This window comes from Brevundimonas sp. MF30-B, assembly GCF_004683885.1.
Taxonomy (GTDB): Bacteria; Pseudomonadota; Alphaproteobacteria; order Caulobacterales; family Caulobacteraceae; genus Brevundimonas.
Genome location: NZ_CP038440.1, coordinates 401,690 through 423,374 on the forward strand (window position 1 = coordinate 401,690; position 21,685 = coordinate 423,374).

Genomic DNA, 21,685 nt, shown 5'->3' on the forward strand with positions numbered 1-21,685 from the left:
GGTTCGGATTCGCGCCTGACGCGTCCTTGGGTGATTGTTCAGGATCGGGCGTCATGGTGACGCTCATGATCCGAGACGAAGCATGAGCCGACAGGCGAGCCGGGCCAGACGCGGAAGCGCCGGGACAATGGTCCTAGGCGCGGTTGCGGCCGCCCTGCTGTTCGCGGTCGGCTTTGTCGGCCACGACAAGCTGGCGCCCCTGGCGCCCGCCGCCCTGCAGCCCGCAGCGCCTCAGCCGCGCGTGGTGGATGCGCAGGCCCAGGAGATCGAGGCCCTGCTGGCCCAGGCCTCCTGGGTGTCCCTGGGCGGCGCGGGCGCGACCGTGCACATCCTGGCCCACCGCCATAACGAGACCTCGGCGCGCTTCCTGACCGAGATGGCCCCCCGCCTGGCCGACAGCGGCGCAGAGGTGCGGGTGACGATGTTCGCGCCGACGGACCGTGACGGCGTGGTCCAGTCCACCAAGGCCGAGCGCGCGACCGTCGCCGAACTGTGGCTCACCCGCGATCCGGCCCTTCTGGAGCGCTGGCTTGCGACCGACCCCGCGCGCTGGACGGCGGCGGGCCTGCCTTCGGCGGACGAGGGCGTGGCGAGGACGGATGTTGTCGATCAGGGCCGGCGCCTGGCCGCACGACTGGAAGGCCTGTTCTCGGCGGCGGGCGGTCGACCGGGCTATCCGCTGGTGATCTGGCGCGGCGCCGATGGTCGGCTCAGGGCCTGCAGCTGCTCGGACCAACGATCCTGGGCCGTCGTGCTTGAGGACCGCGCCAGACCCGATCCGGCTCCTACGCCGATGGAGGCTGTCCCGGCCGCCCCGCCTGCGCCGAGACGCCCGGCGCCGCCCGTCACCCCTGCCGGGCAGCCCTATCCCGACCTGCCGCCGCCCAAGGCCGCGTCCTCCCAACGGACTTCTGAAGCCCCTGCGCCGGCCCCTGCGCCGCGCGCTCAAAGGTCCGCGCCGCCCCCTCCGGCCGTCGCCGCCCGGCCTCAGGCCGAGCCGCCCGCGCGCCGCGAAAGCCGTCCGGCCCCGGGTCGCGCGCGCCCGGAAGCCAAGCGCCAGGACGACAGCCTGTTCTTCTGATCCTGCGGAACCGCGCGGCGAAGGAGGCCGTTTCGCTGCCTCGCCCCGCCTGTCGGGCGCGCAGGAGCGTTCGATGTCCGACACCGTGGCAGACCCCAGCTTTCACCCGCCAGCCGAGGCCGTGGCCTTCTACGAGGAAAGCCTGCGGCTGCTGAAGGAAAGCGGCATCCCGTTTCTGCTGTCGGGGACCTATGCGGTCGCAGCCTACACCGGCATTCGCCGGCCGACCAAGGATCTGGACGTCTTCTGCAAGCCGGGCGACTACCCGCGCATCCTCGCCTTCTTCCAGGCCCGCGGCTATCGCACCGACGTCGAAGACGAGCGCTGGATCGCCAAGGTCTGGAAGGACGACAAATACTTCTTCGACGTCATCTTCGCCATGTCGAACGGCACCATCGCCGTTTCGGACAGCTGGTTCGGCGATGACACAATCGAGGTCTACGGCCACAAGGTCGGCATCACGCCGCCGACGGCGCTGATCCTGTCCAAGGTCTTCATTCAGGACCGCTATCGCTACGACGGCGCCGATGTGAACCACGTCATCCTGAAGCAGGCCGACGCCATCGACTGGAAGTCCCTGCTGAACCAGATGGACCTGTATTGGGAGGTGCTGATGGCGCACCTGCTGAACTTCCGCTTCGCCTATCCGACCGAGCGCGACAGCGTGCCCGCCTGGCTGATGACCGAGCTGAGCGAGCGGCTGCAGGCCCAGGTCGATCTGCCGGCGCCGCGCGTGAAGGTGTGCCGCGGCCGGCTGTTCAGCCCGCGCGACTATGTGGCCGACATCTCCGAATGGGGCTTTGGCGACGTGGTCGGCAAGGGGCTGGAGGAACGGCACGACCCCGTCGATTGAGAGAGCGCATGACCGACCCGACCCCTGACCCTCAAACGCCCCAGCCCGGCATGACCGGCGGCTCGGCCAAGACCCTGCGCGTGGCGGCGGTCGGCGACCTGCACGTCGGCGAAGGCGCCGAACGGCCGCATCGCGAGCTGTTCGACCGCGTGCACGAGGACGCAGACGTCCTGTGCCTGTGCGGCGACCTGACCAACTTCGGCAAGACGCGCGAGGTCGAGATCCTGATCGAGGACATCAGGGCCTGCCGCATCCCCATGGTGGGCGTGCTGGGCAACCATGAGCATGAATGCGGCCAGCCAGACGAAGTCACGCGCATGCTATGCGACGCGGGCGTCAAGATGCTGGACGGCCAGGCCTACGAGATCGAAGGCGTCGGTTTCGCCGGCGGAAAGGGCTTTATCGGCGGGTTTGGCCGCTACATGCTCAGCTCGTTCGGCGAGAGCCAGATCAAGCGGTTCGTGCAGGAGGCGGTCGACGACGCCAACGCCATCGAAACCTCGATCCGCACTCTGAGGACCGAGCGCAGCGTGGTTCTGCTACACTACGCCCCCGTGGTCGACACGGTGATTGGCGAGCCGCCTGAAATCCACGCCTTCCTGGGGTCGTCGCGCCTGGCCGAGACCATCGACCGCTACGACAACATCAGCCTGGTCGTGCACGGCCACGCCCATCGCGGCGCACCGGAGGGCAGGACCAACAAGGGCGTGCCGGTCTACAACGTCGCCCTGCCCGTGCTGAAGACTCTGGGAGAGACGCCATATCGGGTGTTCGAGGTCTGACGGACCGCCGTTCAGCGATTTCTTAAACGTGATGCGTCAGGCTGTGCGTGAACCGAACGGGGACGCGGATGACGGCCGGATCACTGAAGTCGATGGCGTGGGACGCTGTCCGCTGGAACGCGCTGCCTGTGGCGATGATCGTGGCCCTCATTGCGGCCGGGGCCGCGCTGGGCGCACACCACGACTTCCATTTCGGCTTCATTGTCTTCCAGGACTTCTGGCTGCTGTTCAACGTCGCGGGCTTTGGGGCGATCCTGGCGGGGGCGGCCCTGCTGGAGCTGTTCCGGTCTCGACCCGCCAGGCCGTTCGCCCATCTGCGGGTGAAGTTCGGCGAGTGGCGGGTTCTGAAGCGCGCGATCGTCGCCTTGCCGATCCTGCTCACGGCCCCCGCCATGTTCTCCGCCTTCTCGGCGGTCAAGGCGGGCATTCCGGTCATGAACCCCTTCCACCTAGACCCCCTGTTTGCGGAGATGGACCGCATTATTCACGGCGGAGACGCCTGGACGCTGGTCCGGCCGGTCCTGGAGACGCCGGCGGCGGTGTTCGCCATCAACATCGCCTACCATCTCTGGTTCTTCCTGTTCTACGGGGCCCTGGCCTTGGCGGCGGTGATGGTGCGCGACGTGCGGCTGAGGAACCAGTTCCTGACCGCCTTCGTCCTGACATGGATCGTGCTGGGCCTGGTGGTCGCCACGCAGATGTCGTCGGTGGGGCCGGTCTTCTTCGCGGACTTCTATCCGCAACTGGCGGACCCCTATGCTGAACAGATGGCTCTGCTGAGGGCCGCCGACGAGCATTATCCGATCTGGGCCCTGGACGTTCAGGCTCTGCTGCTGGAGGGCGCCCGCAACCCGGCCCAGGACTCCATCGGGCGCGGCATATCGGCCATGCCTAGTCTGCATGTCGCCGTGTCGGTTCTGATGGCCCTGTTCACGCGGCGAGTGAACCGCTGGCTGGGTCTCGCGGCCTGGGTTTTCGCGGCCGTGATCATGCTGGGCTCGGTGGTCCTGGCCTGGCACTACGCCGTGGACGGCTATCTATCGGCGCTGCTGACGCCGATGGTCTGGGTCCTCGCCGGCTGGCTGACCCGGCCTCGGCGCGTGCTGGCCGCGGCGCCCCTGCCCCAGCCCGCATCCGCCTGAGGCGCCAAAGAAAACGCCCGCCTGCGAGAGGCGGGCGCATCGTTGTCCTGAAATCGACCTCAGCCCTGGGCGGGTCTCAGGCCGTCCGCCGACGCCTGCTGAAGCTGGGGCTTGCGCTCGCCGCCGGCGGCGATGATGCGGTCGATGCGGGCCTTCTCGGCGCGGAAGGCGGCGAGGTCGGCGCCGGAAAGCTCGGTGCCTTCCTGAGTTTTCACGCCCGCCGGGTTGATCCGCTGGCCGTTGCGCCAAATTTCATAGTGCAGGTGCGGGCCGGTCGAGGCGCCGGTCGAACCGACATAGGCGATGACCTGGCCTTGGCTGACACGTTGGCCGGGGCGGATGCCCGAGGCGTAACGCGACAGGTGAGCGTAGCCGGTCTCCAGACCGTTCGGATGGCGCACCCGCAGCCAGTTGCCGTAGCCGCCCCACCGACGAGCTTCGACCACCACTCCGTCGGCCGGCGCCACGATCGGGGTCCCGGTCGAGGCGGCGAAGTCGATGCCTTGGTGCATCTTGCGATAGCCCGAGATCGGGTGCGTGCGCACGCCGTAGCCGGACGAAACCCGACGGAAATTCTGTAGGGGGGTGCGCATCATCGCCGAACGCAGGTTCTTCCCGTTGGCGTCGAAATACTGAGCCTCGCGCGCGCCGGCGGGCTGGAAGCGGTAGAAGACGTGTCCCTTGAGCTCAGCGTACAGCAGGTCGCCGGTCTCAATGGTGCGCCCGCCTTCGGTAACCGCCCGGTCGAAGACCAGGGTGAACTCGTCGGACGCCCGCACGTCGCGCTGCATGTCCAGCTTGTGGGCGAACAGCTGGCTGGCGCGGCGCACAATGGCGGAGGTCGCGCCCATGTTGCGGGCCGTGGCGAACAAGGAGCGTTCGACGTCGCCGTTCAAAACCAACGTCTCGCGCGTGACCTTCTCTTCGAGAGCCCGCAGACGAAGCGCGCCGTCGAAGCTGCGGGACACGGTCAGCTGAGTGGCCGGGCCCGTGCGCATGGTCAGGCCGATCAGGCGGGCGTCGCCGCGGCCGGCGCGCTCCTTGGCGATGGCGGTTTCGAACTTGAGCCCGGCGCGCAGCTCCTTGAGGTCGAAGGCGCCGGCCACCGTCGCCGCCACCGCGGCGGCTTCCTCGGCGGTGACGCCGGTGCGGCGAACGGCCTGTTCGAAGGTTTCACCGCGACGGATCTGAACCGGGACGGCTTCCGGCGTCGTGAGCCCCGCAGGAGCGCCCGCGGCGGCGAACGCCTGAGCCTCTAGGGCGTTGAGCTGGGTGACGCTGAGCGGAGGCGCTTCGTGGGCGCGGGCCGGTTGATGGACAGCCTTTCCGGCCATCAGTGCGACGGAAACCGCCGCGACAGTGGTGAGCAGATGAGGCGACAGACGCATCGGCTGTCGACGCGGATCGAACTGAGCCATCGGTCCCCGGCAGCGACGGCGCACTTCAGCGCCTAGACACAATAAACAAGCACTGGAATCACAGTGACCGCGACCAGATCCCCCGACCGCGAGGCAAGCCGTATAGCCTGCTGAGTCCATCCTGTGAAGACAGTCGGTTACAAATGGTTAACCGGAGTGAAGCGCCGGGGGCTGTCGAGGGGGCCGATAGTGTCGTGGAAAGTGATCGACGGGCGCTTGTCGCCCTATCTTGTGTTCACGATACCAGCCACACCCAGATATCGCCTCGGTTGACTGCAAGTGTCCCACCTGCCACGCAGCAGTGTTCTTGCGGCAACGCTGTCGCGAAGCGCACGTTTGTCATCCTTGACCGTCTTCTGTCCTTGAGCGGACTCGTCGCTTGACCACCACTTCCCCCTACAAAATTCCAGGAGACGACGGGTCCAAGCCGCGGCGGCCGCGCATTCTGACCGTCATGGCGGCGATACTCGCGATCCTGATCGTGCTGGCGAGCCTGCTGTACCTGAACCGTCGCGCGGCGGCGCGCGAACTGCTCGTGGGCTGGCTCGAGCAACGAGGAATCGACGCCGAGGTCGACGTCGAGGCGGTCAACCTCAATCGCTTCGTCGCCCGAGTCCGCATCGGCGACGCAGACGACCCGGACTTCACCGTAGAGAGGGTCGAGATCGACTATGCCGTGGCGGGGCCCTGGTCAGCCCGCGGCGCTGGAGTGACTCCCAGCCGCATCAGGCTGATCCGCCCGATCTTGAGGGCCACCTGGGCGCAGGACCGCTTTTCCCTGGGATCCCTGGACCCGCTGATCGAGGAGTTCCGGTCCCGTCCGCCCAATCCGGACTCCGCCCCGCCGGAGGTTATCGTCGAGACCGGCCGGCTGCGGCTCTTGACCGAATACGGCCCCTACCCTGTGCTGGCCGACGCGCGGCTGGTCGATGGCCGGCTCGTCGCGCTGACGGCGCGGGCGCCGGCGGCGGCGCTCAGGAGCGGACGGATCGAGGCGCGCGGCCTGGCCTGGCGGTTGGATGCAACCGGTCAAGGCGACGCCCTCAGCTTTGATCTAACCGCCGAGGCCGGCCGCGCTCGCATCGGCGACTCCGCTGTGACTGGGGCCCGCATGAGCCTTGACGGCGCGCTGCCGTATCCCGATCCCGAGGTGGCGCGCATCGGCGGCGCGGCGCGGGTCGCCGCCGCCGGACAGGCCGAAGAGGTGCGCCTGGGCGCGATGTCGGCGACGGGGGTAGAGCTGACGGCCGAGTTCGAAGGCCGGGTGCGCGGCTGGCTCGAGGCGTTCGATCTGGGCGGCCGCGTGGGGATGAACCTGGAGGCACGGCGCCTGTCCGGTCCTTCGGCTCTGGGACACGCCCTGTCGCTGACCATGACCGAGGCCGAGCTGGAGGTTCGACGTCCGCGAAACAGCGCGGCGCGTTGGTCTGTCGCGGGCCCGGCGCGTGTGAACGCCGGTCGATTGTCGGCCGACGGCCTGAGAGGCGAGGCCGTGACCCTTTCGACCCCAGGTCTGGATGCAGGCGGTCAGGGACGGGCGTTCGAGGTTGAGGCGCCGTTGCAGGCCTCGGCCGGGCGGCTGACCTGGTCCGACATCCAACTTCGGCAAGTACAGGCCAGCACCGCCTTTAATCTCAGCCACGCGGGCGCCACCCTGATCACGGCGACCGGTCGCGCCTCGGCCGCTCGTGCGGAGTGGCCGCTGTTCGGCGCGCCGGCCGGCGACGATGTTCCCGAGCTGGCGCAGATGAAGCGAGCCCTGTCGAACTTCGCGCTGGACGCCCCCGGCTTCACGTTCACCACCGGCAGTCCGGGAACAACTCTGGCGCTGACGCGCCCGCTGACGGCGCGACCGCTCAACGGCGGCGTGCTGACGGTATCGGCGGCGAACCGACACCTCTATTCAGCAGAGCCGGGCAGGGCGGGCGGCGGCGCCCTGCGGCTGGCGGCGACGCGAGGCCAGGGCCTGCCGGCGCTGGACATGACCGTTCCCGACTGGCGGCTCACGCCTTCAGGCTTTGAAGCTCGGCTGACAGGCCGTGCGGGACTGGACTTCGGCCTGGCGCGCCAGATCGACCTGACCACCGCCGGCCTGCTGGCCTCGTCGGCGGGGCGGCTGACCTACACGGCCCAAGACTGCACGCCGCTGACCGTGGCGCGGCTGGAGCTCGAGGAAAACAGCGTCACCGGTATCTCGGGCCGTCTGTGCCCGACCGATGCGCCCCTGGTTCTGGTCGAGGGCGGGCGCTGGACCGCGCGCGGCCGGTTCGAGGGCGTCGCCGCCGAGGCGCCGTTTCTTCAGATGCAGTTCGCCGACGCCCAGGGTCCGCTGCGCGTGGACGGCGGTCCGTCCGGCCTGTTGCTGACGGCGGGCGTCGAGGCCGCCAGCGTAACCGACGCCGCCGAGCCCGTGCGCTTCCGCCGCCTTTCGGCGAGGGGTCGAGCGGGCCTGAGCAACGAGGTCTGGAGCGGCGACTTCGCCCTGTCGCGCGGCGATTTCGCCCTGGGCCAGGTAATGCTGACCCACGACGGCCGGGCGCAGGCCGGCGGCGTGACGATCGACACCGGCCTGCTGACGTTCGCCGAGGGCGGGCTTCAGCCCAATCTGCTGAGCCCATTAGTCGAGGACTATGTCCAGAACCCGGTGACGGGCTCGGCGCGGTTCCAAGGCCGATTCGACTGGTCTGCGACATCCGAGGTCGGAACCAGTTCGGGCCGGCTGACCATTCCGTCGCTGGATTTCGTCAGCCCCGCTGGCCCGGTCGAGGGCCTGTCGGGCGACATCGCCTTCAACAGCCTGGCTCCGCTGCAGGCCGCGCCGGGCCAGCGCCTGACGGTTCGGTCACTGAACGCCTTCGCGGACCTGTCGGACCTGGAGCTGGTGTTCGGCCTGGACACCGCCGCCCTGCTGGTCGACGGCGCCGCCGTTCGCGTGGGCGGCGGCTGGGCGCGGCTTGAGCCGCTGTCCATTCCCTTGGACCCCAAGGCCGCGACGACCGGCGTGCTGGTGCTGGAGAATGTCCAGATCGGCGACCTGATCTCAGGCGCGGGCTTCGCCGAGCAGGTTCGGATGGATGCGATGGTGTCGGGGCGGCTGCCCTTCACGTGGGACGCCGCGAACGGCGCGCGCGTCTCGGGCGGCCAGCTGACGGCGACGCGGCCCGGCCGGCTGTCGATCCAGCGCGAGGCTCTCAGCGATCTGGAGGCGGGCGGCGCCGGCGAGGACGTGGCGCCCAACACCGTGCAGGACCTGGCCTATCAAGCGATGGAGAACCTGGCCTTCGACCTGCTGACGGCCGAGGTGAACAGCCTGGACGGCGGGCGGCTGAATCTGCTGTTCCATATCAAGGGACGCCACGATCCGCCCCAGCGGCAGGAGCTGCGCCTGAGCCTGCGCGAACTGATCACTCGCGACTTCCTGAAGCGCGAACTGCCCTTGCCGTCGGACACGGGGATCGATCTGACGCTGGACACCACGCTGAACGTCAATCAGCTGATTTCGGACCTGATCGCCTATCAGCGCGCGCGGGCCGGCGAGCTGGAGCCGACGCCGTGACGGCTGGCCAATCGTTCAGAACCCGTTCACCCTCAATGGCGTTTAAGTCGTCGCGAACCAATACGGAGCTTCGCGCCATGATCCGTCGCCCCAGATCCACAGCCGGCCTGATGCTGGCCGCCGCCGCCCTGTCGATGGGTGCGGCCGCCTGCACGCCCACGGTCCGGCTGGAGGTGGCGCCGATCTCGATCTACGCCAAGCTCGACGCCGAGGTCCGCGTCAGACTCGATCAGGAGCTGCAGCAGCTCCTGCGCGAGAACCCCAATCTGTTCTGATCCGATAATAGTCGGAGGAAGGCTTCAGTCATGACGTTCCGCAAGCTCTTCGTCATCGGCGCCGCCATCGCGGCGCTGGGGGTGGCGGCCGGCGCGGCCTATGCGCAGACGGCCCAACAGAAATCGATGATCGACGCCGCCAAGGCGCAGGGCGTGGTCGGCGAACAGGCCGACGGTTACCTGGGCATCCGGCAATCCAGCGCCGACGCCTCGCTGCGAGAAGCGGTTCAGGTGACCAACGACGCGCGTCGCCGCGCCTATGCGCAAAGCGCGGCTCAGGCCGGCACCACCGCCGAAGTGGCGGGAGCCCGCATGTTCGAGGCGCAGCTTCTGCCGCGCATCTCGTCCGGCCAGTGGTACCGCAACGCCCAGGGGCAGTGGGTCCAGCGATAGGCCGCTGCGCCGCTGATCCGACATGACGTCGCGCCTCGCCCGCTTCGCCTTGTCGACAGGCCTGGCCGTCGTCATTTCGGTGGCGGTCACGCTGGGGCTCGGGCTGACCTGGACCGCGATCGGCGGCGGCGCCATGAGCCTGCACGGCTGGATCGCCCTGGCCATCGGCATCTTCGGCACGGCCGCCCTGGCCTGGGGCCTGATGACCCTCGCCTTTCGCTCGGACCGCGAAGGCTGGGACGACTGCGTCGACAACAGTCTGGACCCGGGCCGCGAAGAGCCGCACGACTGAGCCATGGACGACATTGCATCTCTCTGGCGCCGGCTTGAACCACATGTACAGGTCTATGGGCCGGCGGACGATCGGCCCCGCCCTGCTGTGATCCTGTTCCACGGCTGCGGCGGCCTGCGCAGCCATCTGCCGCGTTACGCTGAGGCGGCGACCGCAGTCGGATGGCGGACCTTCGTGGTCGATTCCTACGCCCCGCGCGGGATCAGCCGCGCTGTGGCCCTGACCACTGTCTGCACCGGGCTGAAGCTGCGCGGTCATGAGCGCGGCGGTGATGTCCTGGCCGCCATCCACGGCGTGTCGCAGCGCCCCGATGTCGATGCGGGCAGGCTGGCGCTCGCCGGCTGGAGCCATGGGGGCTGGGCCATCATGGAGGCCCTGAGCGCCGATCCGGCGAGACCGGGCGCACTGGGCGTGACGGACGCCGCCTCCGGCGATCTGTCGGGGGTCAAGGCGGTCTGGCTGGCCTATCCCTACATCGGACCTTGGGCCTTCAACCGGATGCGGCCCTGGCGGCATTGCCCGCGCCTGCTGGCGGTGACGGCCCGCAAGGATCACCTGACGACGGTGCGCAACGCCGAGCGGGTCAACGCCATGATCCAGGGCTGCGGCGTGACGGTCGAACACTGGATCGCGGATGGCACCCACGCCTTCGACGAGCCGACCAACAACGGCCCGATGCGGCATAATCCGGATCTGACGCTGGAGGCGCTGGATCGGTTCGCCCGTTTCCTTCAGGACACGGCGCCCACGCCTTGAATTCTAGCGAGGGAAGCGCCCGGCTCGGCTGAGCGCGCTCGACGCCGGCTTGCCCAGCTTGTCACCGATCCAGCGCGCGGCCTCGATCAGGGCGTCCAGGTCGTAGCCGGTGTCGAACCCGCCGCGCTCCAGCATATAGACGAGGTCCTCGGTGGCGATGTTCCCGGTCGCGCCCGGCGCGAAGGGGCAGCCGCCGATGCCGCCGACCGAGGCGTCCAGTATGGTCACGCCCGCCTCGACGCCCGCATGGGCATTGGCCAGGCCGGTGTTGCGCGTGTCGTGAAAGTGCAGACGCAACGCGGCGTCCGGCGCGGCGCGGCGCGCGGCCTCGACCTTTTTCGTCACGCTCCACGGGTCGCCGGCGCCGATGGTGTCGGCCAGGGCGATCTCGGCCACACCCAGGGCGGCGATGCGCCCGACGAGGTCGGCGACCTGATCGGCGGACACCTCGCCGTCGAACGGGCAACCCCAGACGCAGGACAGTGTGGCCGACAGGCTGGGCGCCGCCCCGGGCTCGCCCTCGGCGTTGGCGCGGCCGGCGACGATGGCGGCCAGCATCTCGACCTGCTGATCGACCGACAGGCCCTGGTTCTTCAGGCCGAAGCCGTCGGTGGCCGACATCGCCACATTGACCTCGTCGGCCGATGTGGCGAGCGCGCGGTCATAACCCCGGCCGTTCAGGACCAGGCCGATGCGGCTGCGCCCGGCCTCATGCGGCAGGGCGGCCAGCACCTCTTCGGCGCCGGCCATCTGAGGCACGTATTTGGGGTGGACGAAGCTGGCGGCCTCGATGCGGCGCGCACCGGCGGTTTCCAGCCGGCGCACAAAGTCGGCGCGCACCTCGGGCGACAGGACCGTCGTCTCGTTCTGCAGGCCGTCGCGCGGCCCGACCTCGACGATCTGGATGAAGGGTCGGCTCATCGGCCGCCTCCGGGCGGGGCGTAGATCGTCAGGTCCACATCGTCGCCGGTCGAATAGTTGCGCCCCCGCACCTCGCCGACGGCGCGGCCGACGACGCCCAGACCGGCAGAGGCCTGGCGGAAGGCTTCGGCGTCGCGCGCCTCGACGATCGCGGGCCGGCCCTCGGCCAGGGCGCGCGCGGCGCCGGCGGCGTCGGTCAGCTGGGTGTCGCGGCCGGTCAGGAAGACGAAGCTGGGCTCGTGGAAGGTGGTGATGGCGACCGGCCCTGGATAGCGGCCCTGGCGCGGGTGCAGATCGGCGCGCTCCAGCGCCTTCTCCAGCTGGGGCGAAACGGCCAGGGGGCGCAGCTGTCGAATCGTGCCCGACAAGGCGGCGTGCGAGACGATGCCGAACGCCAGGGCCAGCAGCAGGCCGGTGATCGCCGCCCGATTGATCAGCAGGAAGCCCCCAATCGCGGCGGCGGCGACAGCCGAAACGATGGTGACGGTGGCCCAGGTCTGGGCCGTGGAGGTGCCGAACTCGGTCAGGCCGTAGACGGTGATCAAACAAATCACGACGGAGGCGAAGGCCATCAGCCCGGCTCCGCTCCAGCGCGAGATGCGGCCGATGGGCTGGGTCAGGGCGGCGGCGGCCAGCAGCGCCAGGGCGCCGAAGGTCGGCAGGGTGTAGTGGGCCAGCTTGGTCGGGGCGAGCTCGAAGATCAGCCAGGCCGGGACCAGCCAGCAGATCAGGAACCTGACAGCCGGCTCGGCCCGCCGCGACCAGGCCGTCGAGATCGCCGCCGGCAGCAGCAGGGTCGCCGGGAAGAACAGCAGGGGCGCCAGCAGCAGATAGGTGCCGGGCCAGGCCCCGTGGCTTTCGTGCGCGCCCGCGATCTTGGGCGCCAGGTCGCCGCCGATGGCCTCGCGCCAGAAACCGCCGTCCGTGGCGATGGTGATGGCGATGGCCCACGGCCCGACGATCAACGCCGTCAGCGGCAAACCCCAGCCCCAGCCCAGCTTGCCCAGCCAGCGGATGTCGCGGTCCCAGATCGACAGCGCCAGGATGGCCGGCGCGATGACGATCAGGCCGATCGGCCCCTTGATCAGGATGGATGCGCCGAGGCCCAGCCAGAACAGCAGCTTGTGCAGCCGCTGCGGCCGCTCGCCCGCACGGGTCGACATATAGATGCGCGCCAGCCCGGCCATGGCCAGGGTGACCGAGCCGCACAGGAAGGCGTCGGTCTTGGCGATGCCGGCCTCGGTCGACAACAGGAAGGTCGCGCCCAGAATGGCCCCGGCCAGAAAGCCCGCGCGCCGTCCGAAAAGGGCGCCGCCCGCCCAGGCGGCGGCCCAGGCGGCCAGCATGGCGCCCAGCAGGCTGGGCAGGCGATAGGGACCGATGTCGCGCGCCTCGACGCTGGAGGTCACCGACACCGCCACGGCCTGCAGCCAGTAGATGCCGACCGGCTTCTTCCAGCGCGGATCGTCCTGGAAGCGAATGTCGACGAAGTCGCCCGTCTCAAGCATCTGGGCCGTCGCCTGGGCGTAGCGGCTCTCGTCGCGATCCAGCGGCGGCAGCAGCAGCAGACCAGGCAGGCCGGCGATTAGGGCGACAATCATGGCCAGGACGGGCCCGCGCCAGCCGGCGATGTGTCGGTCGAGGTTGGGGCGCGTCATGGCGCTGTCGTATCACGAGGCCCGCACCGCCTGAAAGCGGGCTTGACGGCGCCGTGAACACGGGCGACCCACGGCCCATGCCGCCCGCCGCCCGCAACGCCAGGACACCCCGCGCCGCGCCGGGCTTTCGCTTTCCGCCTGACCGGGATCGGGTGGAGACAATCTTCCGGCGTCTGAGCGGCGTCATGCCCGAGCCGAAGACCGAGCTGGACTTCACCTCGCCCTTCACCCTGGTCGTCGCCGTCGCCCTGTCGGCCCAGGCGACGGACGTCGGCGTGAACAAGGCGACCAGCAAGCTGTTCGCCGTCGCGGACACGCCCGCGAAGATGGCGGCGCTGGGGGTCGAGGGGGTGACGCCCTACATCGCCTCGATCGGCCTGTATCGAAACAAGGCCAAGAACGTCGTCGCCCTGTCGCTCATGATCCTCGATCAGCACGGCGGCGAAGTGCCGTTGAACCGCACGGACCTTCAGGCCCTGCCCGGCGTCGGACGAAAAACCGCCAGCGTGGTTCTGAACGAACTGGGCGTCGAGCCCGCCATCGCGGTCGACACCCACGTGTATCGCGTCTCGCATCGGCTGGCGCTGGCCAACGCCAACACCCCCGACAAGGTCGAGGCCCAGCTGCACAAGGTGGTCCCGGCGCAATGGCTGCCCAAGGCGCACCACTGGCTGATCCTGCACGGCCGCTATGTGTGCACGGCGCGCAAGCCCAACTGCCCCGGCTGCGTCATCTCCGACCTGTGTCCGTCCAGGGCGGGGATCATGGCGGACGCTCAGCCCAGCCGTTCGCGCACCGCCCGGGCGAAGGCCGCGCCGCCGTCCGGCGCATAGGCCAGATAGAAGTCCGGCTCGATCAGTTCGGCCTCCATCAGCACCCAACACTCGCCGTCGCGCGTCATGTCGATGCGGGCGTAGAGCAGCGGCTCGTCGATGGCGGACAGCACCCGCTCGGCCAGGACCAGGGCCTCGGCCGGGGGCTGGATCGGCTCGTACAGGCCGCCGAACTGAACCTGGATGCGGAAGTCCCCGTTCACCGGGCGCTTGCGCACCGCATGGCTGAAGCGCCCGCCGAAGAACAGCAGCGAGGTTTCGCCCTCGGTCTCGATGGCCGGCAGATAGGGCTGGATCATCGCCCGCCCGGCAGGCGGATCGCTCAGCGCCTCGCCCGGCGCCAGGCGCAGCGTGCGCCAGGCGCCGCCCGACACGGTCGGCTTGACCACCAGCTGGGACGCGCCCGTTTCGGCGAAGGCCGCGGCCATGACGGCGTCGTCGACCGCCGCGCTCCAGATCGTCGCCGGGATCGGCACGCCCTTGTCCGCAAGCCGGGCCAGATAGACCTTGTCGGAATTCCAGCTCAGGACCGAGGCGGGATTGGCCAGCGGCAGGCCGGCCTTGATCCACGTGCGGCAGGCCGCCATCCAGCGCTCGTGATCGCGGTGATAGCCCCAGGCCATGACCGGCAGGATCAGCGGAAAGTCCGCCAGCCTGTTCGCGTCCTCCACGTAATCGGTCCAGGGCGTCGGCCGAACCGTCACGCCTTCCTTCGCCAGCGCCTGGCTCAACCGCTCCAGCACCCCCGGCCACTGGCCGGCGTACGACGGGTCGGCGGGGTCGGGCGTCAGGACGGCGATCTGGGTCATGGGCGTGTCTTAGAAGATGAAACGATATCCGAAAATCCTTCTCCCCGCCGGGGGAGAAGGTGGCTTGCGGAGCAAGACGGATGAGGGGGACGTGTCCTCATCCTGATCGTCGGACGTTGAGCCTCGATCCGCCCGCCCCCTCATCCGAGCCGCTCACGCGGCCCACCTTCTCCCCCGAGGGGAGGAGGGTGAACTGGCGCCTCTCCCGTTTCCTCTGTAAGGGGCGCGGCCATGACCCAGACCCCTGCCTCTCCCGTCCGCTTCGACGTCTGCGCCGTCGGCAACGCCATCGTCGACGTGCTGAGCCCGTGCGAGCCCGCCTTCCTGGACGGGCGCGGCCTGACGCCGGGCTCGATGCAGCTCGTGGACGAGGCCCAGAGCGCGGACCTCTACGCCGCCATGGCCGCGGGCGTCGAGGCGTCCGGCGGGTCGGCCGGCAACACCGTCGCGGGCGTCGGCTCGTTCGGCGGGCGCGCGGCCTATGTCGGCAAGGTCGCGCCCGATCAGCTGGGCGAAGTCTTTAGCCACGACATTCGCGCCGTCGGCGTGCATTTCGACACGCCGGCGCTGGAGGGCGGAGCGGGAACCGGTCGCTGCCTGATCAACGTCACGCCCGACGGCCAGCGCACCATGTGCACCTTCCTGGGCGCCGCCAACCAACTGTCGGTCGAGGACATCGACGCGGCGCTGATCGGCGACAGCGCCATCGTCTATCTGGAAGGCTATCTGTTCGACCCGGCGCCGGCGCGCGCGGCGTTCGAGCAGGCGGCCAAGGCCGCGCACGCGGCAGGCCGCAAGGTGGCGATCACCCTGTCGGACACCTTCGTGGTGGCCCGCTGGCGCGCCGAGCTGCTGGCCTTCATCGAAGTCTCGGCCGACATCGTCCTGGCCAATGAGGCCGAGCTCGCCGCCCTGTTCGAAACCGAGGACTTCGACGCTGCCTGCGATCGCCTGGCCGCCATGGCCGAGGTCGCCGCCGTCACGCGCGGCGCGGCAGGGTCTGTGATCATCCGGGGCGAAGAGCGTGTCGCCGTCGCCGCCTTCCCGGTCGACAAGGTGATCGACACCACCGGCGCCGGCGATCAATACGCCGCCGGCGTGTTGCTGGGACTGGCGCGCGGCCTGAGCCTGGCCGAGGCGGGCGCCCTGGGCTCGCTGGCGGCCGCGGAAGTCATCGCCCACTGGGGACCGCGCCCGATGACGTCGCTGATCGATTTGGCCAAGACCAAGGGTCTGACGCTCGGCGCCTGATCCCGCCCTTTGGACATGAAAAAGGCCCCGGATCGCTCCGGGGCCTTCGTCATATCTGGCTCTCGCCTGTCTAGACCCTGGGGCCTCGGCCTCGCAGTCCGCCCGCCACCAGTGCGATGACGAACAGGATGATGGCGATCACGGCGATGAACTTGGCGATCTCGAACGAGAAGTTCGCGATGCCGCCGAAGCCTAGAACGGCCGCGACCAGCGCGATGACGAGAAAGATGATGGCCCAACGTAGCATGAGGCGTCCTCCGAGCGGTTGATGTTCGGCGGAGCCCTTCCGCCAGATCAACCCAACGCTCCCTGCGACATAGCGTTCCCGCAAAGCTTGCCTACCAGCGGCGGCGATAGCGCTTCTCGGCACGCTTCTCCGTGATCATCGACGCGGCGATGGCGGCCAGCGCAGGGTTGCGCAGCAGCAAGAACAGGATGCCCAAGCCGCCTGCGGCGCCCAGCACAGGACGATGGCGGACGATGTGGATGATCTTTCCAGCCAGGCCTTCCGGCTCCTCATCATCTTCGTGGTCGTCCTTGCCCTTGCCCAGGAAGACCAAGGCCGTGACGATGCAGATCAGGGCGAAGACGCCCGTGGTCACGGCGGCGGCACCGAGCGGCGTCATCACCAGGGACAGGGCGTAAAAGACGGTGAAGCCGAGGGCGACCGTGGCCACCAGGGCGCTGGCCGCCACCACGGCGATGGCGGTCAGCTTTTTGAACAGCCCATCCAACATCAGCGGCGACGACCGCCGAGCAGCAGGCCGATGACGACCCCGACGCCGAGCGCGATCGCGGTCGACTGGACCGGGCGCTCCTGCACGCGTTCGGTGACGTAGCGCTGGGCTTCGTCGAAGCGCTCGGCGGCGTCATCGTAATATTCGCGGCTGCGGACGCGGGCCTGCTCGTAATAGCCGCGGGCGCGCTCGCGGGCTGCGTCGGCCTTGGCGCGAACGGCGCCCTCGGTCTCAGACGCCTTGGCCTTGAGGTTTTCCTTTTCCTCGCGGACGACGGTCTTCAGATCCTCCTTGAGGGTCTTCAGGTCGTTCTTGACGTCTTCTCGAGCCTTGGTCGTGGCCATGGTGCGCTCCGATGCGTGAAAGCTTGGCGTTATGTATAGGGAACCCCGCCTTGCAACGCCACTCGCCCGCCTGGGTTCCCCGCAACGCAGCAATGCCGCGCTGGGAAAGCCCGGCGCGGCGCATTAGGAATACGCGCATGACCCAATGGCTGTTCCCGCCCGCCCCCACGCCGTCGCTGCCCATCGCCGGCCGCCCCGAGCGGTTTCCGGTACGCCGCATCCTGTGCGTCGGTCAGAACTACGCCGCCCACGCGCGCGAGATGGGGGCGGACGGCCGCCCGGCGCCCTTCTTCTTCGCCAAGCCCGCCGACGCCCTGGTTACGGACGGCGCGAACCCCGCCTTTCCCGGCGAGACCCAGAACCTGCACCACGAGGTCGAGCTGGTCTGCGCCATCGGCGAGGGCGGCGCGATCGTCGGCTGGGCCGTCGGCTGCGACCTGACCCGGCGCGACATCCAGGCCGAGGCCAAGTCCAAGGGCCGGCCGTGGGAGGCGGCCAAGGCCTTCGATCAGTCCGCGCCCTGCGGCGCCCTGACCCTGGGCGACCTGCCCGACCCGGCCGGCCCCATCGCCCTGACAGTCAATGGGGAGACGCGCCAGTCCGGCCGGCTGGACGACATGATCTGGAGCCCGCAGGAGGTGCTGGTCCAGGCGCGGCGCTTCTGGGACGTTCAAGCCGGGGACCTGATCTTCACCGGCACGCCCGAGGGCGTCAGCCCGCTTCAGCCCGGCGACCGGGTCGAGGCCCTGGTGGCAGGCCTGTCGCCCCTCAGCTTCCGGATGGGCGCGCAATGATCCTGCACGGCTACTGGCGTTCGGGCACCAGCTATCGAACCCGCATCGCCCTGAATCTGAAGGGGCTGACCTATGAGACGCGGGGCGTCGACCTGCGCCAGGGCGCGCAGAAGACCGCTGATTTCCTGGCGATGAACCCGCAAGGCCTGGTGCCCGCCCTTCAGGTCGGAGATGCGGTCCTGACGCAGAGCCCCGCCATTCTGGAATGGCTCGAGGAGGCGCATCCCCAACCGCCGCTGCTGCCGTCCGGCCCGCTGGACCGGGCCCAGGTGCGGGCCATGGCCGCACTGGTGGAATGTGACATCCATCCGCTGAACAATCTGCGGGTGCTGAAGGCCCTGCGCGAAAGTTTCGACGCCGACCAGGCCGCCACGGACGCCTGGGCAGGCCGCTGGATCGGAGCGGGCTTCGATGCGCTGGAAAGTCTGGTTCAGCGCCACGGCGACGGCTGGTGCTGGGGCGATCGACCGACGCTGGCCGACTGCTGCCTGATCCCGCAGATCTATTCCGCCCGGCGGTTCAACGTGGACATGACGGCCTGGCCCGCCCTGTCCGCCATCGAGAGCCGGGCCGAGGCGCACCCCGCCTTCCAGGCCGGCCACCCGGATCGCCAGCCGGACGCCGACTGAACTGCCCACAAATGGTCACGGTTTTCCACCGGACGCTCAATCTCCCTTAAGCATTCGGGGCGCACCGTCGGTGTGTGAGATTCGACGCCTTGCCCTCTCCGGCGGACCGGCTGGCCATCGCTGCGGTGACCGAGCCCGAACGCGCGCCTGACGCCTTCATGACGGCGCCCGTCGGCGCGCGCGAAGACGCCATGCGCCATCTGCTGCAGACCGCGGCCGACGCCGGCGTCGGCGTGGTTGCGACTCGCCCCGAAGGCGATGTCGAGCGTCTGCTGGGTCAGGCCTGGCCCTTCCCCTCGCCCTTCCGCGTCACTGTGCGGACCGTGGCCTTGGCCGACGGCCTGGATCGGATCGAAGCCCGCGCGCGCCGCTCGCTGGAGCGCATGGGCCTGCCGCGCGGCGAGGCGCTGCTGGTGTCCAACGCCGCCGATCTGGCCGGCGCCGAAGGCCGCGCCCTTTGGGACCGGTTGAAAAGCCTCAAGGACCGCGGCCTGTTCCGCAAAATCGGCTTCTGCGCGACCCTGGACGACGGCCCCGCCCTGCTGGCGCGTCGGCTGGAGCCGGACCTGGTCCAGATTCCGTGCAACCTGCTGGATCAGCGCGCCGCCACCGAAGGCGTTCTGGCCGAGCTGAAGGCCGCCGGGGCCGAAATCCACATCGCCCATGTCTTCGCCCAGGGCGTCCTGTTCGCCGCTGGCGAAAGCCTGCCGCCCGAACTGGCCGGACACGCCCTGGCCTTGTCGCGCGTCCGGCGTCGCCTGGCGGAATCGCGCCTGGACCCTATGCAGGCGGCTCTCGCCTTCGCCCTGAACCTGCCCGAGGCCTCGGCCGTGGTGGCCAGCGTCGCCTCGGCGGCCGAGCTGCGCGCCGTGCTCGCAGCGGCCCACGCGCCCGCGCCGGCCATCGACTGGTCGGCGCTGGCGCTGGAGACGCCGGCGGCCCGCTCGCTGGGGCAGGCCGCCGACATCCGCTATCGGATCAATAGCGCAGCCTGATCCCGACGTAGCCCGACCGGCCCGGCTCACCGTAGCCGAGCACCTGCTGATAGTGCTTGTCCGTCAGGTTCTCGATACGCGCCGTCAGATCGACATTGGGCGTCAGCGCATAGGCGCCGTTCAGATGGGCGACGACGAAGCGATCGCGCACCCCGCCGGCGTCGTTCTGATCACCCTCGGCCCGCACCGTCAGGGCGCCCGAAAGACGTTCCCCGCTCCAGCCCAAGATCGCCGAGCCCGAATGCTTGGGCACGCGCAGCAGGCGCGCGCCCGTGGTCCGGTCCTCGGCGTCGGTCCAGGCATAGGCAAGGGTCAGGTCGAAACCGCCGCCCAGCAGAGCCCTGCCTTCCAGCTCCACCCCATCGGTCCGCGTCTTGGCGATGTTGATGTAGCGGCCGGCGACATAAGTGATCTGGTCCTGCACGTTCAGGCGATAGAGCGTCGCCCGCGCCTGCAGCCGGCCGTCCGAGGTGCGATAACCGAGCGCCGCCTCGACGCTGTCGGCGGTCTCTGGGGTCAGGTCCGGCCACGGCAGCGGCGCAAAGCAGAAGTCGCACACCGACTGGCTGATCGACGGCGCTTTGAAACCCGTCCCATAGGCGCCCGACAGGGTGAAGCCGTAGTCCAGATCATAGGCGGCCGAGATGCGACCGGTAGTCTTTGAGCCGAAGTCTTCGGTGTCGTCCCAGCGCAGGGCGCCGGTCAAATCCAGGCGCTCCGTGGCGGCGAACCGCCCCACCGCGAACAGGGAGGTGATGCCCAGATCATCCGAGAGGCCGCTCGACAGGGCGCCCGACGTCTCCTCGCGCTCGGCGCCGAAGGCATAGGCGACGGCGCCCGATTCGCCGTCGGCCTGCCAGCGATAGACCTGCCGGTCGGCGCTGAAGGTCGAGCCGAAGCCGCCGCTGTAGCTGGTGCGTTCGATGTCCGAAGCCGCGACGCTGAACTGATGGTTCAGACCTCCGGCGGCCAGGCGCAGGCGGGCCAGGCCCGACCACTGCTCGCTGTCCTGCGTGTCGTCGGTGTCGGCCAGGGCGTAGGTGGGGGCGGGGAAGCCGTCGAGGTCGGCGTGGCTGTCCGACCAGCGCAGCGAGCCGTCGATCTGGGCGTTCGGCGCCACGGCGTAGCGGCCCTTTACGCCTACAGTGGTGTTCCTGAACCCGTCGCGTTCGGGATTGCCGTCGCGTTCGTCCGCCGCCGAAATGCCGTCGGTCTCGAAGCGTGAAACGTAAGCGCCGATGGCGTACCGGTCGTTGGCCACGCCGCCGGCCAGGCGGCCGCGCCGGGTGTCGAAGCTGCCCGCCTCCGCTTCAGCGCGCAGGCCGTCCAGCTCGCGGGCGGTGAAGGCGATCACCCCGCCGATGGCGTCCGAGCCCCACAGCGAGGACTGGGGTCCGCTGAGGACTTCGATGCGTTCGATGTCTCCCAGTTCGAAGCCGGAGAAGTCGAAGGCGCCGTTGATCTCGGCCGGGTCGTTGACGGGCGCGCCGTCGACGAGGACCAGGGTCTTCCCGGGCGCCGCGCCGCGCATGCGGACCTGGGCGACGCCGCCGAAGGCGCCCGAGCGCGTCACCGACAGGCCCGGCACGTCGGCCAGGATGTCGGCGGCGAACACCGCGCCTCGCTGTTCGATGGCGCGGTCGTCGATGACCCGTGCCCCGGGCGTGTCCAGGGCGATCGCCGGCAGGCGCGTGGCGGTGACGACCACCTCCTGCAGCGTCGTGGGATCGACCTCCTGGGCGAATGCAGGGAAGGCGACGGCGCAGGCGGCCGCCGTGGAAAGCAGGATCGAGCGTCTCATGGCTCATGACTCCGTGATCGGCCCGGCGACGGCGCGCGCGAACGGGCTGGCGAATGCGACCGATCCGCCGGGCCTTGCAGGTCCGGACGGCGCAGAGATCGGGTCGCTTCGACGGAATTCAGTCCCCGCGCCTCTGCCTGGTCCCGGACAGCGACGAGCGACATCGGCGGCCAGGTCTCCTGGCTTGCGGGTCAAAAAGCGCCGGCCTCGCCTTCCCAGACCCCAAGGGATCCAGTGGCGCCGGGATCGCTCCCGGATCGGACGACGGTCTCACCGCCTACAGTTGCGGGCACAGCCGCGGTGTCTGACCGCGTTCCCTTAACCGCCTGCCGGGCTTCTCGCAGGCCCAAAGCGTGGCCGCAAGT

22 protein-coding genes and 1 riboswitch are annotated in these 21,685 nt (G+C 69.6%); of the genes, 14 read left to right on the forward strand and 8 right to left on the reverse strand.

Annotated features, from left to right (window positions below; genetic code table 11):
* Window positions 1-127: 127 nt before the first annotated feature.
* The 4 genes from E4M01_RS02020 (at window position 128) to E4M01_RS02035 (ending at window position 3,858) form a co-directional block, all read left to right on the forward strand.
* Window positions 128-1,081 carry a hypothetical protein gene (locus tag E4M01_RS02020; protein WP_135062616.1) on the forward strand — a complete coding sequence of 318 codons (954 nt, stop codon included), beginning with the start codon at window positions 128-130 and terminating at the stop codon, window positions 1,079-1,081.
* A 73-nt stretch (window positions 1,082-1,154) separates the two neighbouring features.
* A complete protein-coding gene (locus E4M01_RS02025) occupies window positions 1,155-1,934 on the forward strand; it encodes a hypothetical protein (RefSeq protein ID WP_135062614.1) in 780 nt (259 codons plus the stop codon).
* A gap of 8 nt (window positions 1,935-1,942) precedes the next feature.
* Complete coding sequence (locus E4M01_RS02030) at window positions 1,943-2,716, forward strand: metallophosphoesterase (protein WP_135062612.1); 774 nt, start codon at window positions 1,943-1,945, stop codon at window positions 2,714-2,716.
* Window positions 2,717-2,784: 68 nt separating this feature from the next.
* Window positions 2,785-3,858 carry a phosphatase PAP2 family protein gene (locus tag E4M01_RS02035; protein ID WP_135062610.1) on the forward strand — a complete coding sequence of 358 codons (1,074 nt, stop codon included), beginning with the start codon at window positions 2,785-2,787 and terminating at the stop codon, window positions 3,856-3,858.
* A gap of 59 nt (window positions 3,859-3,917) precedes the next feature.
* Here E4M01_RS02035 and E4M01_RS02040 read toward each other — a convergent pair whose 3' ends face one another.
* Complete coding sequence (locus tag E4M01_RS02040) at window positions 3,918-5,246, reverse strand: M23 family metallopeptidase (protein ID WP_245158200.1); 1,329 nt, start codon at window positions 5,244-5,246, stop codon at window positions 3,918-3,920.
* 409 nt (window positions 5,247-5,655) lie between these two features.
* On the opposite strand from E4M01_RS02040, the gene E4M01_RS02045 reads away from it, so the two are divergent.
* The 5 genes from E4M01_RS02045 to E4M01_RS02065 all read left to right on the forward strand — a co-directional run bounded on the left by E4M01_RS02045 (window position 5,656) and on the right by E4M01_RS02065 (window position 10,548).
* Window positions 5,656-8,832: a YdbH domain-containing protein gene (locus E4M01_RS02045; protein ID WP_245158199.1), complete on the forward strand. Its 3,177-nt coding sequence runs from the start codon at window positions 5,656-5,658 to the stop codon at window positions 8,830-8,832.
* A gap of 77 nt (window positions 8,833-8,909) precedes the next feature.
* Window positions 8,910-9,107 (forward strand): YnbE family lipoprotein, encoded by a 198-nt coding sequence (locus E4M01_RS02050; RefSeq protein WP_135062606.1) that lies wholly within the window; start codon window positions 8,910-8,912, stop codon window positions 9,105-9,107.
* Window positions 9,108-9,137: 30 nt separating this feature from the next.
* Window positions 9,138-9,500, forward strand: a complete 363-nt coding sequence (locus tag E4M01_RS02055) for a YdbL family protein (protein ID WP_135062604.1) — start codon at window positions 9,138-9,140, stop codon at window positions 9,498-9,500.
* A gap of 22 nt (window positions 9,501-9,522) precedes the next feature.
* The gene (locus E4M01_RS02060; protein WP_135062602.1) at window positions 9,523-9,792 is read left to right on the forward strand and encodes a hypothetical protein; all 270 of its coding nucleotides are present in this window, start codon (window positions 9,523-9,525) and stop codon (window positions 9,790-9,792) included.
* A gap of 3 nt (window positions 9,793-9,795) precedes the next feature.
* Window positions 9,796-10,548: a dienelactone hydrolase family protein gene (locus E4M01_RS02065; RefSeq protein WP_135062600.1), complete on the forward strand. Its 753-nt coding sequence runs from the start codon at window positions 9,796-9,798 to the stop codon at window positions 10,546-10,548.
* A gap of 3 nt (window positions 10,549-10,551) precedes the next feature.
* Here the strand turns inward: E4M01_RS02065 and E4M01_RS02070 are convergent, their stop codons facing one another.
* Window positions 10,552-11,469 (reverse strand): hydroxymethylglutaryl-CoA lyase, encoded by a 918-nt coding sequence (locus tag E4M01_RS02070; RefSeq protein WP_135062598.1) that lies wholly within the window; start codon window positions 11,467-11,469, stop codon window positions 10,552-10,554.
* The gene (locus E4M01_RS02075) at window positions 11,466-13,127 is read right to left on the reverse strand and encodes a glycosyltransferase family 39 protein (RefSeq protein ID WP_135062596.1); all 1,662 of its coding nucleotides are present in this window, start codon (window positions 13,125-13,127) and stop codon (window positions 11,466-11,468) included. The genes E4M01_RS02070 and E4M01_RS02075 overlap by 4 nt, the downstream gene beginning before the upstream one ends.
* A gap of 77 nt (window positions 13,128-13,204) precedes the next feature.
* Here E4M01_RS02075 and nth point away from each other — a divergent pair, with 77 nt between their 5' ends.
* Window positions 13,205-13,960: an endonuclease III gene (nth, locus tag E4M01_RS02080; protein ID WP_135062793.1), complete on the forward strand. Its 756-nt coding sequence runs from the start codon at window positions 13,205-13,207 to the stop codon at window positions 13,958-13,960.
* On the opposite strand, the gene E4M01_RS02085 is transcribed toward nth, so the two are convergent.
* Window positions 13,903-14,769, reverse strand: a complete 867-nt coding sequence (locus E4M01_RS02085) for a RimK family alpha-L-glutamate ligase (protein ID WP_135062594.1) — start codon at window positions 14,767-14,769, stop codon at window positions 13,903-13,905. The two genes, nth and E4M01_RS02085, sit on opposite strands and share 58 nt — an antisense overlap.
* 231 nt (window positions 14,770-15,000) lie before the next feature.
* Here E4M01_RS02085 and E4M01_RS02090 point away from each other — a divergent pair, with 231 nt between their 5' ends.
* The gene (locus tag E4M01_RS02090) at window positions 15,001-16,020 is read left to right on the forward strand and encodes an adenosine kinase (RefSeq protein ID WP_135062592.1); all 1,020 of its coding nucleotides are present in this window, start codon (window positions 15,001-15,003) and stop codon (window positions 16,018-16,020) included.
* Between the two features lie 70 nt (window positions 16,021-16,090).
* Here the strand turns inward: E4M01_RS02090 and E4M01_RS02095 are convergent, their stop codons facing one another.
* From E4M01_RS02095 to E4M01_RS02105, 3 genes are all read right to left on the reverse strand, one after another.
* A complete protein-coding gene (locus tag E4M01_RS02095) occupies window positions 16,091-16,267 on the reverse strand; it encodes a DUF1328 domain-containing protein (RefSeq protein WP_135062590.1) in 177 nt (58 codons plus the stop codon).
* 91 nt (window positions 16,268-16,358) lie between these two features.
* The gene (locus E4M01_RS02100) at window positions 16,359-16,757 is read right to left on the reverse strand and encodes a hypothetical protein (protein WP_135062588.1); all 399 of its coding nucleotides are present in this window, start codon (window positions 16,755-16,757) and stop codon (window positions 16,359-16,361) included.
* Complete coding sequence (locus E4M01_RS02105; RefSeq protein WP_135062586.1) at window positions 16,757-17,101, reverse strand: YqjD family protein; 345 nt, start codon at window positions 17,099-17,101, stop codon at window positions 16,757-16,759. Before E4M01_RS02105 ends, E4M01_RS02100 begins: the two co-directional genes overlap by 1 nt.
* 137 nt (window positions 17,102-17,238) lie before the next feature.
* On the opposite strand from E4M01_RS02105, the gene E4M01_RS02110 reads away from it, so the two are divergent.
* The 3 genes from E4M01_RS02110 to E4M01_RS02120 all read left to right on the forward strand — a co-directional run bounded on the left by E4M01_RS02110 (window position 17,239) and on the right by E4M01_RS02120 (window position 19,519).
* Window positions 17,239-17,895 (forward strand): fumarylacetoacetate hydrolase family protein, encoded by a 657-nt coding sequence (locus E4M01_RS02110; protein WP_135062584.1) that lies wholly within the window; start codon window positions 17,239-17,241, stop codon window positions 17,893-17,895.
* Window positions 17,892-18,524: a maleylacetoacetate isomerase gene (gene maiA / locus E4M01_RS02115; protein ID WP_135062582.1), complete on the forward strand. Its 633-nt coding sequence runs from the start codon at window positions 17,892-17,894 to the stop codon at window positions 18,522-18,524. The genes E4M01_RS02110 and maiA overlap by 4 nt, the downstream gene beginning before the upstream one ends.
* Before the next feature lie 89 nt (window positions 18,525-18,613).
* Complete coding sequence (locus tag E4M01_RS02120) at window positions 18,614-19,519, forward strand: aldo/keto reductase (protein ID WP_245158197.1); 906 nt, start codon at window positions 18,614-18,616, stop codon at window positions 19,517-19,519.
* Here E4M01_RS02120 and E4M01_RS02125 read toward each other — a convergent pair.
* A complete protein-coding gene (locus E4M01_RS02125) occupies window positions 19,503-21,320 on the reverse strand; it encodes a TonB-dependent siderophore receptor (protein WP_135062578.1) in 1,818 nt (605 codons plus the stop codon). The genes E4M01_RS02120 and E4M01_RS02125 overlap by 17 nt on opposite strands.
* A 172-nt stretch (window positions 21,321-21,492) precedes the next feature.
* Window positions 21,493-21,640: riboswitch (cobalamin riboswitch) on the reverse strand.
* Window positions 21,641-21,685: the final 45 nt, after the last annotated feature.